This is a genomic window from Mucilaginibacter sp. (assembly GCF_041088075.1).
Classification (GTDB): Bacteria; Bacteroidota; Bacteroidia; order Sphingobacteriales; family Sphingobacteriaceae; genus Mucilaginibacter_A.
On the sequence record NZ_JBGCVY010000059.1, the window covers coordinates 20915 to 36717 of the forward strand.

General features: G+C 42.5%; 14 protein-coding genes and 1 pseudogene. 7 read left to right on the plus strand and 8 right to left on the minus strand.

Annotated elements, in window-relative coordinates; genetic code table 11:
* The first annotated feature begins 211 nt into the window (after positions 1–211).
* From V5804_RS14480 to V5804_RS14490, 3 genes are all read left to right on the plus strand, one after another.
* Positions 212–1564 carry a D-alanyl-D-alanine carboxypeptidase/D-alanyl-D-alanine-endopeptidase gene (locus V5804_RS14480; protein ID WP_369592112.1) on the plus strand — a complete coding sequence of 451 codons (1353 nt, stop codon included), beginning with the start codon at positions 212–214 and terminating at the stop codon, positions 1562–1564.
* A gap of 459 nt (positions 1565–2023) precedes the next feature.
* Positions 2024–3325 (plus strand): DEAD/DEAH box helicase, encoded by a 1302-nt coding sequence (locus tag V5804_RS14485; RefSeq protein ID WP_369592113.1) that lies wholly within the window; start codon positions 2024–2026, stop codon positions 3323–3325.
* 15 nt (positions 3326–3340) lie between these two features.
* Positions 3341–3562, plus strand: coding sequence for a DUF1456 family protein (locus V5804_RS14490; protein WP_299289488.1), 222 nt, complete (start codon positions 3341–3343; stop codon positions 3560–3562).
* Positions 3563–3679: 117 nt separating this feature from the next.
* Here V5804_RS14490 and V5804_RS14495 read toward each other — a convergent pair whose 3' ends face one another.
* The 3 genes and pseudogenes from V5804_RS14495 to V5804_RS14505 form a co-directional block, all read right to left on the minus strand.
* The gene (locus tag V5804_RS14495; RefSeq protein WP_369592114.1) at positions 3680–6556 is read right to left on the minus strand and encodes a PAS domain-containing protein; all 2877 of its coding nucleotides are present in this window, start codon (positions 6554–6556) and stop codon (positions 3680–3682) included.
* 435 nt (positions 6557–6991) lie between these two features.
* Positions 6992–7246, minus strand: a pseudogene (locus V5804_RS14500) (helix-turn-helix domain-containing protein); the annotation flags it as partial.
* Positions 7247–7413: 167 nt separating this feature from the next.
* On the minus strand, positions 7414–8034 hold the full coding sequence (locus tag V5804_RS14505; RefSeq protein WP_369592115.1) for a carboxymuconolactone decarboxylase family protein: 621 nt from the start codon (positions 8032–8034) through the stop codon (positions 7414–7416).
* A gap of 601 nt (positions 8035–8635) precedes the next feature.
* Between V5804_RS14505 and V5804_RS14510 the strand changes: the two genes are divergently transcribed.
* Both V5804_RS14510 and V5804_RS14515 read left to right on the plus strand, forming a co-directional pair.
* Positions 8636–8902, plus strand: a complete 267-nt coding sequence (locus V5804_RS14510; RefSeq protein ID WP_369592116.1) for a penicillin acylase family protein — start codon at positions 8636–8638, stop codon at positions 8900–8902.
* A 123-nt stretch (positions 8903–9025) separates the two neighbouring features.
* Complete coding sequence (locus tag V5804_RS14515) at positions 9026–9787, plus strand: DUF72 domain-containing protein (protein ID WP_369592117.1); 762 nt, start codon at positions 9026–9028, stop codon at positions 9785–9787.
* A 106-nt stretch (positions 9788–9893) separates the two neighbouring features.
* Here V5804_RS14515 and V5804_RS14520 read toward each other — a convergent pair whose 3' ends face one another.
* A complete protein-coding gene (locus V5804_RS14520) occupies positions 9894–10112 on the minus strand; it encodes a hypothetical protein (protein ID WP_369592118.1) in 219 nt (72 codons plus the stop codon).
* 87 nt (positions 10113–10199) lie between these two features.
* Between V5804_RS14520 and V5804_RS14525 the strand changes: the two genes are divergently transcribed.
* Positions 10200–10361: a hypothetical protein gene (locus tag V5804_RS14525; RefSeq protein ID WP_369592119.1), complete on the plus strand. Its 162-nt coding sequence runs from the start codon at positions 10200–10202 to the stop codon at positions 10359–10361.
* A gap of 125 nt (positions 10362–10486) precedes the next feature.
* On the opposite strand, the gene V5804_RS14530 is transcribed toward V5804_RS14525, so the two are convergent.
* From V5804_RS14530 to V5804_RS14540, 3 genes are all read right to left on the minus strand, one after another.
* Entirely contained in the window at positions 10487–11407 is a 921-nt protein-coding gene (locus V5804_RS14530) for a helix-turn-helix domain-containing protein (RefSeq protein ID WP_369592120.1), read from the minus strand.
* Between the two features lie 75 nt (positions 11408–11482).
* Positions 11483–12382, minus strand: a complete 900-nt coding sequence (locus V5804_RS14535) for an SDR family oxidoreductase (RefSeq protein WP_369592121.1) — start codon at positions 12380–12382, stop codon at positions 11483–11485.
* Between the two features lie 73 nt (positions 12383–12455).
* Complete coding sequence (locus tag V5804_RS14540) at positions 12456–13346, minus strand: NAD(P)H-binding protein (protein WP_369592122.1); 891 nt, start codon at positions 13344–13346, stop codon at positions 12456–12458.
* A gap of 315 nt (positions 13347–13661) precedes the next feature.
* Here V5804_RS14540 and V5804_RS14545 point away from each other — a divergent pair, with 315 nt between their 5' ends.
* Positions 13662–13850, plus strand: coding sequence for a hypothetical protein (locus V5804_RS14545; RefSeq protein WP_369592123.1), 189 nt, complete (start codon positions 13662–13664; stop codon positions 13848–13850).
* Positions 13851–13978: 128 nt separating this feature from the next.
* On the opposite strand, the gene V5804_RS14550 is transcribed toward V5804_RS14545, so the two are convergent.
* Positions 13979–15742, minus strand: a complete 1764-nt coding sequence (locus V5804_RS14550) for a hypothetical protein (RefSeq protein WP_369592124.1) — start codon at positions 15740–15742, stop codon at positions 13979–13981.
* Positions 15743–15803 lie beyond the last annotated feature (61 nt).

Below are 15803 nucleotides of genomic sequence, written 5' to 3' on the forward strand. Positions count from 1 at the left end.
GAACACACCCCTGACCTCTCTCGAGAGGGGAAGCATGGTTTGCTACTTTTCTAACGTTTAGAAAGGCAGCGTTTGCAGGTTCCCCTCTCGAGAGGGGCAAGGGGTGTGTCCTTTATTTTTATGCCATAAAAGAAGCATTTACAAAAAGGATTAAGTTTAAACAACCGCAAAGTAAAAATAAGCTTCGTAATTTTAAGCCGATCAAAATTGTATGTACAAACTTTTCCTTTCTTCAAAACACTGCTTTAAAATTATATCCGCATACTGTTTTTATGCCCTTATAATTGGTGCAATTTCTGGTTGTTCGCATCAAATTACAAAGCACAAGATTGTCAGGATTTTTAATGAAACCAAGATCAACCAAGATCATTTTACAGGTTTTGCTTTGTACGATCAGGATCAAAAGAAAATGGTTTATCAGGAAAATGCGGATAAGTATTTTACACCGGCCTCCAACACCAAACTTTTTACTTTTTATACTGCGTTGCAAATGCTGGGCGATTCAATTCCCGGCTTGCGTTATTTGGTTAGAAATGATTCTTTGATTTTTTGGGGAACCGGCGACCCTGCTTTTTTGCATTCTGTTTTAAAATCAACCAAAGCTTTTGATTTTTTGAAAAGCTCGACACTAAAATTGTGCTATTCGGCATCTAATTATACCGGCAACTTTTATGGTGAAGGCTGGCCTTATGGTGATTACAATGATTATTATCAGGTTGATATTACCGCCATGCCTATACAAGATAACGTTGCTTTTATTGATGCCGATGCACAAGGCAACTTGCAAATCAAGCCTAAATATTTGAAAATGTATTTGCAAGTTGATACTTCTTTTCACCCTAAAAATTATAGGGTAAAAAGAGCATTGGAAGAAAACAAGTTTGTATATCCTGCCGACCCAATTCCATCCAAGTTTCATCAGGAAATTCCCTGGAAAACAAGTCCAAGTTTAACTTTGGAATTGTTGCAGGATACTTTGAAAAAACCAATTGGATTGATCCAAATGCAAATGCCAACTTCAGCAAAAACACTTTATAGCATTGCTGCGGATTCTGTTTACAAGCAAATGCTTTTGCCAAGCGATAATTTTGTGGCCGAGCAATTGTTGCTGGTTTGTTCATCTACATTGCCCGGCGGTGTTTTAAGTACGCAAAACGCCATCGCGTACAGCAAGAAAAACTTTTTAAACGGTTTGCCCGATGAACCGCAGTGGGCCGATGGCTCCGGACTTTCGCGCCAAAATTTGTTTACGCCACGGACAATGATCGCTTTATTGCAGAAGATTTGGGACAAGGTTGGCAACGAGCAAAAACTGCACAATTTACTGCCAACCGGCGGTGTTTCGGGTACGCTCAAAAACGCTTACAAAACGGACAACGGCGTTCCGTTTGTGTGGGGAAAAACCGGCAGCCTGTCCAACAACCACAACCAAAGCGGTTATTTGATCACGCGGAAAGGTAAACGTTTGCTGTTTTGTTACCTAAACAACAATTTTACGCGGCCAACTGCACAAATCCGTGCAGAAATGGTGCGGGTGATGACGGAAATCCACAACCGGTTTTAGTTTAAATTCTTTTCGATAAAAAGGAAATATGCATAAAAGTTGTTTAAATATATTCGTGGTGCTTCTTTTACCGGGTAAAAAATTAAGGGTCATCCCCCTGGCCCCCTTCAAAGGGGGAAGAGGGCCAGGGCGCATACCTTTTCATTTCCAACCTTTTCATCTCCAAATTTCTAAATGATAAAAAGGTAGGCGACAGGCTTCCCCCTTTGAAGGGGGTGAGGGGGATGAGTTGTTTTCATTGACTGGTTTCTATCGTTTCTTCTTATTTAAAAGTTTAAACAAGTTCACAATTAAAACTTATGCCGATAATGCCAATGCTTCTTTTATGCCCTAAATTTCAGGCTGGCCATGAACCATGACCTATGAACCATCAACCATTATCAATGAACCATGACCAATGAACTATCACCATAAACCCCGCAATTAGCTTAACTTTGGTTTTTTCCCGAAATCAAATTGATGATCAAACAAGCCCTTCAAAACCTGAAAATAAACGCCCTGAACGAAATGCAGCAGGCGGCCATCAGCGCAGCCAAAAAAAGCGATGTGATCCTGCTTTCGCCCACAGGTTCGGGTAAAACATTGGGTTTTTTGTTGCCTTTGCTGGATGTACTTGATGCTGAAATTGCAAACGTGCAAGCACTGATTCTGGTTCCGTCGCGCGAATTGGCTTTGCAGATCGAACAGGTTTTTCGCTCGATGGGCAGCGGTTTTAAAGTGAACTGCTGCTACGGCGGCCACGATGTAAAAACGGAAAGGAACAATTTATCGCAACCACCGGCGGTTTTAATTGGTACGCCGGGAAGGATTGCGCACCATTTGCGCCGGGAAAGTTTCAGCACAAACCTCATCCAAACTTTAATTCTGGATGAGTTTGACAAAGCGCTGGAGTTTGGTTTTCAGGAAGATATGGCTTTTATCATCAAACAATTGCCCAACTTAAAAAGGCGGATACTGACTTCGGCCACCAAAATGAAAGAAATACCAGCGTTTACCGGCATGGTAAAACCGGTGGAACTGGATTTTCTGACGAATTCGGCTGCCATTCCCGATCTCAAACAAAAAGCGGTAATTACCGAAGCCGCCGATAAACTGGAAGCCTTGTTTGCCCTGATCTGCAAGATTGGCGACCGCGCAACTTTGGTTTTTTGTAACCACCGCGAAGCGGTTGACCGCATTAGCGATTTGTTGTGGGAAATGGGTTTGCCAAACGGCGTTTTTCATGGCGGCATGGAGCAGGACGACCGGGAACGCGCTTTGTTAAAATTTAGGAACGGCAGTTATAAAATTTTAATTACCACAGATTTAGCTTCGCGCGGGCTGGACATTCCGGAAATTGAACACGTGGTGCATTACCAGTTGCCGCACAACGAGGAAGCTTTTTTGCACCGCAACGGCCGTACCGCGCGCATGTATGCCAAAGGGACTTCGTACCTGATTTTAACGCCCGACGAAAAACCGGCTTACTTAAAACAAATGCCGGAGATCGAAGAGCTGCCGCAGAAACCGATTATCCCGCAACCTTCGCCCTGGGTTACGTTGTACCTGGCGGCAGGCAAAAAAGATAAGGTAAACAAAGTAGATATTGTGGGTTTGCTGCTGAAAAAAGGCGGGCTGCCAAAAGATGATTTGGGCTTGATTGAAGTTTTAGACCATGCCTCGTACGCGGCCATCAAACGCGATAGGGCAGAAGCAACTTTGCAAAAGATAAAAGGCGAAAAACTGAAGAACAAAAAGGTTAAAATTGAAATTTCAAGGTAAACCGGATCAAGCAAAATGAGCAACAACGATATTATGAAAAAGCTGCGCGTGGCTATGCAGTTTACCGATGACGACATCATCAAAGTTTTGGAACTGGCCAATTTCAGGATCACGAAAACAGAACTGGGCGCCATTTTCAGGAAAGAAGACCACCCCAACTTTAAACCTTGTGGCGACCAGATTTTACGTAATTTTTTGAACGGCCTAATTATTTACAAGCGTGGGCCCAAAGTTTAAACTGCATTTGTTTGGAATTCTAAGTTTCGGCCTGATGCTTCTTTTATCCCTGCAAAATTGGTGAAGCATTAAAAATACAGGCCAATTTTTAACCGATAAAAGAAGCATCGGCAAAACTTACGCCTGGCTGTTGATCCATGATTCAGCCGTTTTCATATCAGTAAAAAACTGAATAATGACATTGCCAACGCCCATGTTCCCGCTTTTTTGGGCAGAGAGTTTACTAAAAGCACTGGGCGAATAAATCCAGGCAAAGTATTTTAAGCCTGCTTTTTCCATCATCGGCAGCCACTCTGTTCCTGCCCAGTCTGCCGCGTCAGACCAGGTTCCCAAAACGTACGTATTGTCGTTCAGTACCTTATTCACTTTGTTGTTTTTCAGCATGTCCAGCATCAGCAGGCAGCCGTGTTTTACCGATTGCAGGTTTTGGAAACCTGTCCAGTCTGCATCCAAACGCTGTTGGGCCCGGTTGTAACTCATTGTAACTGAAGCATCTTTATAAAAACCGTTTTGTTGGATCACCGGCACCGGCCCTTTAACCATACTCAGCGGCAGCCTGAAATAAAAGGTAGAGCCTTGCCCCAGTTCGCTTTCGATCCAAAAACTGCCGTTGTGGCGCGTTAAAATTTCCGAAGAAATAAACAACCCTAAACCCAGGCCCTCGTATTTCATCGCGGTATTGTCCACCCGATAATACCTTTCGAAAAGGTGTTGCAGGTTGTGGCTGGCGATGCCGATCCCAAAATCCCGGACCGAAACGATGATGTTGTCCAACTGGATTTCGCTGTTTACCAACACAATTTTTCCTTCAGGGGAATATTTAACGGCATTGGTCAAAAAGTTATTGATCACCTGCTCGATCCGGAAACGGTCGCCGGTGTAAAGTACATCCACCGTGCTTTCTAAAATAATTTGGTGCGAAGGCGACGTATGCTGTACGCTTTCTACACTTGCTGCCAGCATTTCGCCGAAGTGAAAGGGCTGAAAAGTATAATTCATTTTGCCCGCGTTGATCTTGGTTACATCGAGCAGATCGCTGATCAGCCTTTCCAAACGCAGGATATGTTCGGCAGATTTTTGTGCGAAGTTTTGCAGTTTCGCCGTATCCGTAGTCCGCTTCATCATTTGGTTAAACGCCTTGATGCTGGTCAGTGGCGTTTTCAGTTCGTGGCTGGCGATGGAAATGAACTCATCTTTTTTCTGCTCGTTGTTTTTTTGGAAATCTATGTTGGTATTGGTGCCGATCCAAAGTTTGACCTGGTTGTTTTCAACCAACGGCACCGCCCTGGCCAAAAACCACTGGTACCCGCCGTTCTGCAACAGCAACCGAAACTCGGTTACATATTCATTGCCCGATTGCAGGGCAACTGTCCAAGCTTGTATGCAGCCCGGCAAATCATCGGGATGGATGAAATTTTTCCACCCGGGCCCAACCACATCTTCCTGACTTTTGCCAAAATCGGTACAAACAACCTGGTTTACATAATTTAAAGCGCCGTCGGGATTGGCCGTCCAAACCTGCTGCGGCATGGCATTTAGCAAAAACTGGAAGCGTTTTTCGCTTTCTTCTACCAAACGTTTGCCGATCACGGATTCTGTTACCTCAAAAACAAAAACCAGCAAACCGTCTACCCGGCCTTGCGTATCCAACCTGGCCTGGTAAATAAAGTTGAAATAGTGGTCTTCCACAGGCCCGTTGTCGTATTTTGCCAGCGGGACCAAAAGTTCGTTCCCTTCAAAAGGCTTACCGGTTTGATAAACGTTTTGGATAATATCCCAAACCGGTAGCTTTGCAATTTCCGGCAGGGCTTCCAGCAATGGTTTTCCCAAAAGCTTTCGGCCCGGAAAAAGCTGTTGGTACAGCGGGTTGATCAGTTCGAAAACAAAATCAGGCCCGTCCAAAATGCAGATGCCTGCCGGTGCCTGCATCAAAAACTGGTTTAAGCGCAAACGCTGGCTTTCCGATTCGGCCTGTGCCGTTAAAGCCTGATGGTTTCTTAAAACAACCCGTTCTTCCAGTTCAAAATTTAACTGCCGTAGCGTTTCCTGGGCCTGGTACAGCTCCTGGTTCGTGGTAATCAGTTCTTCTACCGATGCCTGCACTTCTTCGTTGGCCTCGGCTAGGTTGTTGTTGAGCAGGAGCAGTTGCTGTTCGTTTTTTTCGACCTCTTTTCTGGCCAAAACCAGTGCGGTAATGTCGTAGGCAAAGGTAAAAACGCCGGTTACGTTGCCTTGCCCGTCAAACCGCGCCTGGTGGATCAGGTTAAAATAATGGTCTTGCAGCGGCCCGCCGTCTTTTGGCGCCAGCGGGATGTACATTTCTTTTCCTTCAACAGTTTTGCCGGTTTTATATACATGCCGAAAAACCTGTTCTACCGGTTGCCCGGCAATTTCGGGCACAGCTTCTAAAAGTGGTTTGCCAACCAGTTTTCGCCCGGGGAAAAGTTGTTCCTGGTAATGGCTGTTCACAAACTCGTAAACCAGTTCGGGCCCGGAAACCACGGCAACCTGCGCCGGGATTTCCGTCATAAACTTTTCCAAACGCACACTTAACTGCCGGGCTTCCAACAGCGCGTTTTTTTCGCGTTCTGCACTCAGCTTTAAATGCTCTTCGGCCAGGGTTTGCTGCGTAACGTTGATGGTTTGCTGGATGATGTATTGCAGTTCGCCGGCTTCGTTTCTAATTGGTGTATGCGTTGTTTTCCAGTAACCGGCACAATTATTTTGTTCGATGCAAAAAACCGGAAGCGCTACAGGTTGAAGCATTTGCGCCAAAGACTGGCCTAAACCCTGCACTTTAAGTTCATCGGTATTGAGTGGGAAATGATCAAAAACCGGCTGGCCCAAAACATCAATACTGTTTTTACCGGTACTTTTTAAGTAATCGTTGCTTGCACCAATTATGGTCAGCCCTTCAGACAGGACAAGGTACAAACCAGGCAAAGTTTCAAAAACTTTCAGGGTTTCCGGCAGATGTGCAGCACTGTTTTTCATTCAAAAAAATAGATAGAACAATTTTATGAAATTACAGGCATTTAAACTAAGCGTTGCGGTGTTTTTCTGCTTCCTATAAAAACGGCACAACATTTTTATACCGATAAAAGAAGCATAGCACAAAAGTTTTGGTTGATGGCGAAACGCCATGTCGGCAGCGGCAGTTTTTTACATGGATAAAACCCGTTCAAACTTATGATGGTTGATAAACCAAATATAAAAGGCACCAAATTTATAGTGCTAAAAGAAGCATCAACGGTTTGTTTTTATCCGAATTTGAAACAATGCAGATTGATTCTGTCCAAAAAATATTTTGGTTGCTAGTGGGCCGAGGGGTTGGCAAAGTTTGTGCGCGACGGTCATCGCCCTGAACGGCGCATGGTATTTAAGTAGTTGATCAATACTTCTTTTATCGGTGTTTTTTTAGTGGCCCCGTCAATTAAAAGAAGCCCGGAACTCCAAAGGCGAAAGGTTGGTTTTTGTTTTGAACAGTTTGCTGAAAAACTGAGGGTGTTCAAACCCTAATTCATACACAATTTCACTTACGGATAAACCAGTTGTAGATAATTTTTCTTTTGCTTTTTAAATCAATTTTTTATGGACGTGTTGTTAAGCGTTTCGTCCGGTTAATGTTTTAAGCAAACCAAGTAACTAATCAAGGGAGACAGTTAAAATTTTGGAAATATATTGAAAGCAAGGCTCAAAGCGGCTGTTTATATTTTTGTATTTGAGGCAAATGTTATAACATAAAAATGCAACGGTTTTTAGTCGGTAAAAGAAGCATGTAGAAAAATTGAACAAATCTTAAACAGGCCCTTAATGTTAATTTATTATTGTATGCTGATTGCCATTCAATATTATTTTTTTGGAGCGGGAACCTGAAAAGCATTTAAAAACGCTGAAGTGGCCAGATAGGCGCCTATTAAATGAACTATATCAACCACACCTTGCTCAGTCAGTATTTTAATAGCTGTTTGGTAAGTTGGGTCGTCAATACGGCGGTTGTTTACAAGTTGGTGGGTAAATTGATATATGGCAATTTCATTTGGCTCAAGGTTTTCAGGTTGTTGGCCTAACTTAATGGAATTGATAATGGCATCGGTAAGGCCTACAGCTTTGCCAACTGCCGTATGGGCATAAGCTTCATATTCTGCATTACATGAAAAACCTACCGTTAGTATTATAATTTCCCTCATCCTTGGCGACAGCTTGGAACCTGCCGACTCCGCATTCGCCCATCCTAAATATTGCTTGCTTACTGCCGGGCTTCGAAGATGAAAATTGAAAGGTCCGATCAGGCTGCCATCTTGTAAAGAAATTTCGAAATTGTTCTTTTTTGCCCATGGAACCTGCTTGTCACTTATCAGCTTGTACAATTCTTTCTGCTCGGGGTTAAGCTGCTCAGGCTTAAGCAGAGGTAAGCGGCCGCCAAGGTTCTCATCTTCGTTAACGGCTGTTGTTTTCGTTTCGTTATTCATGCTGTTTTCCATTTATTGTTTATCAAACTGATTTAGCTAATTTAAAATACTGCTTTAAGCTTACATAATTACTTTTTGAAGTTTAATCTTGCCTTGGCAAATAATTTTAATATATATACAACATTTGTAAGTTAATGACAGATTGAATTAATTTTTGTTTTGTGATTATTTCGTTTTAGTTACATCATGTTTTATGACAGAACATAACATCATAAGTAAGGATCTTGAAATTTTAATAGCTTTGATTTTTTAATAACCGTTATAGTTGCTATTAGAGAAGTAGCAAGTCTGGTACTGTTTTCAAATGTATGATGGCTATAAAAGCCGATACTATTGTTTTAAGTCGGCAACTCTTTTTAGCTGTAATAATTAAAAATAACTTGTTCCAATTTGTTTGTTTTTTCAACCAAAAGAAATCCATCATACATTTAAAAACACAACCCCAATTTTTTAGGTGATAAAAGAAGCACAAAAACATAGTAACCAAATTTTAAATATGCTCTTTAAGTATTAACGTTAGTGGTTTTTATCTTTTGCCTCTGTTTTTTTGATTAAACGAAAATTTGTGTACTTTTCTAAAACTACAATGCTTCTTTTATCAATGAAAAATTTACTTGTTGCCTTTTTGCTGCTGCCTGTATTTTCTAACGCCCAAAAATTCACACCAAAAGAAATTGCCAGGTTTCAGGCCGAAGCAAAAAGCGTAACCATTATGCGCGACAACTGGGACGTGCCGCATATTTATGCCAAAACCGATGCAAGCGTGGTTTTCGGGTTGATGTACGCGCAATGCGAGGAAAACTTTAAAGGCATCGAACTCCAAACATTTTACCGATCAGACCGAAATGTACTTGGACGGAAAGTTTAAAGATGTGCTGTTTTACAAAGAAGATGTGTTGAAACATGCGGAGAAAACTTATCATCCGGGCGAGTGAACACCAATTTTATGCCGGTAAAAGAAGCATCAAACTTCAACATAAAATCAAATAAAATGGAAGAAATAAAAAATGGAAAGTTGTATTCAGGCACCAGCGGTTTGGTATTGCCTGTCCCGAATAAAGCCGCTTTTCCACCAGCGTTTCAGGATAAAAGCCGTTTGACTTTTTATGCTTCGATTTTCAACAGCATCGAAATCAACAGTTCGTTTTACAAAATCCCGATGGCCAAAACGGTTGCGAATTGGGCCGAAAGCGTGCCGGAAGATTTCAAGTTTACGTTTAAACTTTGGCGGGAAATTACGCATAACAAAGCGTTAGATTTTAAACCGGAAGACGTGCTTCGTTTCATCCAAACCATTGCTTCGGCAGGAACAAAAAAAGGATGTTTACTGGTGCAGTTTCCGCCAAGTTTAACGGCTGCAAACCTGGCGCAATTAGAAAAATTGTTGAACGTGATCCGGGAAGCCGACCCGCAGCAGGAATGGAAACCGGCCTTGGAATTCCGCAACCGTTCGTGGTACAACGACGAAGTTTACCAACTACTTGATCAACACAAAGCCAACGTCGTTTTGCAGGATATGCCAGCATCGGCAACGCCGTTTTTAGAAAATGATCTGGACTTTGTTTACCTGCGCTTCCATGGCCCAAATGGCAATTACAAAGATGGTTACGATGATGATTTTCTGAGCGAATATGCGCAGTACATCAAAACCTGGCAGGAAGAAGGCAAAAGCGTTTTCGTTTATTTTAACAATACGGCCGGCGATGCGGTTAAAAATCTGATCAGTTTAAACCAGTTGGTACAACAAAGCTGAACAACAATTTTTATCCGGTAAAAACAGCATTGCCATACCCGTGATTTTTCTTCAAAAGTATTTCCTGACCAAAAATTTTCCTGCTGGTACTGTTTTTTTGGGGAAATTACTTTACGTTTTTTAACCGTTCCTGCGAAAAATATTCAACAAAAAAACCGCGCTTTAAATCCTGGGCATTGTAAAAAAGCCCTTTCCGGCTTTTATTATAATCCAAAATTAAGAATTTAGTGCTGTGTACTTTAACCGTGTCTCCGGGTTTAAAAATGTATGTTTTTTGTGCTTTGCAGGAGATAAAAAACAAGAAAGAAAGTAGGTATTTTTTCATGGCAATATAGTTTTACAAGAGATGTAAATACCATTACCATACCCGAAGTATTTTGGCGGTTCGGTTAAAAAGGAAACCGGTAAAACGATGCAGGAGTACTTTCAAGCCAAACTGGCAAAGGAAAAGATTTTTGATCCTGGTAAAACTGTTAGCCAGATTGCTTACGAATTGGCTTTAAATATCCAACGCATTTTGCACGCTTGTTTAAGCAACGGGTTGGCCATTCGCCGCAGGAGTACCGTTTTTTAAACTAAAATAAAGTGTATTAATTTTTGTGCCTGAAAATCTATCGGTAAAAGAAGCATCAGGGGGCCACTGATTTTTAGGTGCTAAAAGAAGCATCGAAGCGAGATGCTGTTTTTATCGGGTAAAATTCAGTTAAAAGCATTTCTAAATTCCAAAGGAGAAAGATTGGTTTTGCTTTTGAACAATTTGCTGAAAGACTGCGAATGTTCAAACCCTAATTCATAGGCAATTTCGCCGATGGATAATTCGGTAGTGGAGAGTTTTTCTTTTGCTTTTTCGATCAGTTTTTCGTGGATGTGTTGCTGGGTACTTTGCCCGGTCAGTACTTTCAGCATCGCGCTTAAATAATTGGGCGAAATGTTTAAGGCTTGGGCAACGTCGGCAACGGCAGGCAAACCATGTTTTGCAATGGTTTCGCTTTTAAAGTTTTCGTTGAGGATTTCTTCCAGCCGGTTTAAAATACGGTGGTTTGCAATTTTGCGGGTCAGGAATTGGCGGTGGTAAAAACGGTCGGCATAATTCAGCAATAATTCCAATTGGGCAATGATAATATCCTGGCTGAATTTATCCATGTTGGCACAGTATTCCTGCTCCATGTTTTGCATCATGCCGATGATCGTAGTTTCCTCTTTTTCCGACAAAAACAAAGCTTCGTGCACCGAATAACTAAAATATTCGTACTGTTTTATTTTTTTGGCCAGTGGCGTGTTCCATAAAAAATCGGGATGGACGAGCAGCATCCAACCCGAACATTTTATGGCTGCACCTTTTTCAACCTCAATCCCAAAAACCTGACCCGGCGAAATAAAAAACATGACGCCTTCATCAAAATCATATTCCTGTTGCCCATATTTTATTTTGGCATTGAAATTCTTTTTAAGCGAGATGGAATAAAAATCGAACACCAAATTTACCTGCTCTTTGTTGAGGTTGCGCTTAATCAATTCCATATTAATCACACTGATTAATGGGTGTTCTGGTTTTGGAAGCCCCATAGTATGATGGTATTGACTAATTGTTTTAATCCGATAAGGTTGAATGTTTATCATGCTATAATTCGATTTTCTGTTTAAATGTACAGACTTTCTAAGGTAATCAAATTAGGGATTTTAGGATCAATCCTTTCAGCTTTTAAAATAGCTTCCCTTTTCCATATCATCCAAAAGTGTAGGGTGTACCGGCTGCCAGCCGAGGCGTTCTTGGGTCAACTTGCTTGAGGCCGGGGCATCAAATGCGGCAAAGGAAGCAAGCCAGCCAAAATGATTGACTGCTTCTTCCGGCGATATGGATACAACCGGTATATTCAAATGCCTGCCAATAACTTCAGCAATATCTTTGAAAACAATTCCTTCTTCCGCAACGCCATGATACTTGGTTCCTGGTGCGGCGGCCTTTTCTAATGCAAGCTTAAAGAGATTGGCAGCATCAAGCCTGTGAACAGCCGTCCAGCGGTTCAGTCCATCGCCTATGTAAGCCGAAACGCCTTTTTCTTGTGCAAGATTGATGAGCATCGGAACAAAGGCTGAATCCCCCTTGCCATGAACAGACAGAGGAAGGCGCAACACCGATACCCGTACCCCTTGCGCCGCCGCTACAGCAGCAGCCTCTTCCGAAGCCACACGCGGATGTAAGGAGGAGTCGGACTCTGGCGGCATCTCTTCGGTTGCCAGGTGGCCAGGGCTGACCAGAGAGGTACTGGAGGTAACGATCAAAGGCCGGTCAGAGCCGGCGAGCGCAGCACCCATTGCCTCAATAGCGCGCCTGTCTATCTCGCAAACTTCTTTAAACCGTGCAAAATCATGGATAAATCCCGCATGGATTACGCCATCCGAAGCTGCTGCTCCTTTCCGCAAGCTTTCCAAATCTTCCAGGTCGCCCCGGTGCGCTTCGGCACCGGCTGCTTCAAGTGATTTTACATTTGCATCTGACCGCGCCAGGCCAACAACCTGGTGGCCGGTATTAATTAATTCCTGAACAATGGCTGAACCGATGAAGCCTGTGGCCCCTGTAACAAATACACGCATAATAATAGTTTTTTACGGATTGAAAATTTATTTTGTGAATAAAGGCTTTGGTGCATTACTGTTTTTATGGTGCTTATTTAAAAGCAGCAGCAGTTTCCTTTGCAAAATCCTTGAGCTTTACTTTGCCCATAACAGGTTTATGGCGGTTATAATCTTCTGCCAACAAACCGCTGTAAAGTGCGGCGTACATTTCGGTTAATTCAGCGGCAATTTTAGGGTTCATCCCTACGCCAACTAAGCCTTTTTCTGCTTCTTCGTCGGAAATCAGCACCCATTTTAAATCCGGTTTTCCGATGGCCTCGCCCAAAATGCGGGCAGTTTCATCACCGGTAAGTTCCTGGCTTGCTACGTAGCGAACTTTTATGCCGGTAAAAGAAGTATCAAATTCTTCGGCAATGGCAGCCGCAATATCAACCGGCGAAACCCAGGGAATTATGTGGTCTGCACCATAATTTGCGGCAATAACACCTTGTGCTTTTATCATCGGCGCATAGCCCAATAAATTATAGTAAAAAGAAGTAGGACGCATGTGCGTAATGGCTACATCCGAAGGCAATTCATTCAAAATTTGCTCTACCTGGTGCGCGCCCAATAAAATCCCGTTCCCTTTATCTAAATGCGCACCAAAAGTGCTGAGGTTGACTACCCGTTTAACGCCTGATTGCTTAATGGCTTGTGCATAATTATTTCCTAATTTTTGGTAGAAAGCCATCAGATCAAAGTTTGGGTCGAAGTAGTTGTTCGGCGGAACCATCACATAAACGGCATCTGCACCGGTAAAAGTAGCTGTCAAAAAACCGGCATCTTCCAGCGAGCCGATGGCAGCAGTGGCCCCCAAAGCTTCAATCTCTTTTTGTTTTTCGGCCTTGCTGCTGATGACCGTAACCTGATGTCCTTTTTGCACCAATTCTGTTGTTAGCGGCTTGCTGATGTTCCCTAAAGAACCTGTTACGATAATTTTCATAAAATTTGGTTTTGTTTGCTGTACAAGTGTCGGCACTTCCTGATTGTTTGTTGTAGCCGTTTCTTTGATTGTTGTAGCCGTTTCTGTACGGATTCTAAAAAAGCGTGTCCATGCTTCTTTTATCCACCAAAAATCAATGGCAAATTATTGGTCATGCAATTTATGCCGATAAAAGAAGCATTCCGTTTTTTGGATTTTTTTCAAAAACCCCAATAGTTTTTATTGACTTGAACTGTAATTGTTAATCAAAAAAGCGTTGGCATGATCTTTATAATAATTTAAACAGCGTATTAATTATTAATTAAAATTAAGATTATGAGTACCAAAACAAACGTGGCCGACCAGGGAACAGACGGCACCAAAACCAAACACAAAGGCGAAAGCCAGCAAAGCCAACAAAAAGGCGCGCCAAGCGTAAGCAAAAAAGAAAGTAAACACAAAAAAGATGACTCTGACGGGGAATCATCAAAAAACGTAGAGAAAAAGCAGCAAAACAGTATTTAAACAAAACAGGCAGTTTCCGAAATCGGACAACTGCCTGTTTTGTTTTTAGTGGATTTTTGGCTTGAAAAGAAATATTTTTCCATGCTTCTTTTACCACCCTAAAATTAGTGCGGTAAAAACAGTATTGGCTAATGGTTTTTCTTTTGCAAGGCTTTGACCACGATGTTTTCGTTCGGTTTTTGTTTATGCTGATCGAAACCCATGATGGCCGATGACATACCATCCATTGAACATTTGTACAACAATCCGAAAAAAGATTCCCGCGGCCCGCGCGTAACATTGATCGGCCCTTTTCTAAACTTGCCGTTCTTTTTCGGGTTGTCGTTCGGCATAAAGGTATTGGTCAAAAAAGAAAGCAGGCCGCGCTTTTTCAGGTCGTCGTTTTTGTCATCGTGCTTCAACAAAGCCACTTTCATGTTGGTATAATACAAATCCAAATTGCCTTTTGCCCCGCGGTCGGTCGCATCAATTTGCATCAGCATTTTATTGATTTTTGCCGATTGGATCGCCATCATTGCCAGCGGTTTTGCCAGCGGGTTTAGCGCTGTTCCGTCCATCGGCCCCATTTCGATGGTATTGCTGAATGCCCCGTTTTTGCTGGCCAGGTTAAATTTATAGCTCATATGCGTATCCCCGGCGCCCATCATTTTGGCGCGCATGTTTGCAAACGCATAAGGGTTGCGTTTTTTAACTGCCGTATTGTTGGTAATGTTGAGGAACAGGCCTTCCGAATTTGTTAAAAACAACGTTGCGTTTTCTTCGGATTTTTGCGCCGCGATCACATATTTGAAATACCCTTTGTGCATTTTCATGGTATCTATCGTGATATCAAAAGCCAGTTGCTGTAGTTTTTGGTGCGGAAAAGGTTCCGGGCGCAGCGGCGGCGTCCGTTTTGGCCAGTTGTAATTGTTAAAAACCTCGCCCCAACTGCTGCCAATGGTTGCAGAACCGATGTGTATTTCCTGCCTCTGCAAAAAATGTTTAAGGTCAATGTTGCGCATCACCATATTGTTGTACACCAAATGGATGCGGTCTTTATCAAACTTGGCCGCTTTATAAAAAGCAACTTTGTCCAATCGCGGAACCAGCGATACTTCGTTTACCGACATTGTTTTTTGTTCCGGGGAAAAGTAAATGTTTTTGAAATTGAGCCGGTACAAACTATCCGGCGTAGAAATGCGGCAAAGCTGCACTTTTGCAAACAGCGTTTTTTTGGAAGTGTCTTTTGGATCGGCCAGTTTATCGCAGGTAAAACCATCCATCAAAATATTCAAGTGTTTTAGCGAAGTGGTTTTCTCCTTGCTTTCGTTTTGGTTGACAAAAGTAAAATTCAGGTTGCTAATGTTTAGTTTTTGGATCGAAGTGATCTTCAAAATCCCTTTCATCATTTTTACCAAAGCCGGCGGGTGTGCAGCTTTTTCGGCATTAATTGTATCGTTGTAAGCAAGCCGTTTGTTAACAATGCGTATTTGCGGGTGCTTCATCGTCATTCCCGCAATGTTAAACCGCCTTCCTTGCGGTGTTTTGGCAAAACCAAATTGGTCCAAAATCAAACTATCGGCAACAATGCGCATCACATCGTTTGGCACTTTTCGCGCAGCCAGTAAACGCTGGTAAACGGCCGAATCCGGCAGCAGCTTGAAGTTGGTGATGAGTCCTTTTCCGGCATCAATGTTCACTTCAAAATGGTCGTACTCAATATGGTAAAGGCTGTCGCTGGCTTCGGTTACCAGCTTTTTCAGTTGATCAGTGATTGCTTCTTTTGCCGCTGTATTTTTAGGGTTGGCCAGGTTTTTCTTTAAAAAATGCCAACCAGCGTATCCTGCCAATAATAAAACAAGCAAAATGCCGCCTGCCCAGCCCCAAATTTTTCCTTTGGATGTTTGCTTCATGATACAGCAAAACTAAATTGACAATTTTTATTGGATAAAAAACAGGTGCTAAAAGAAGCAT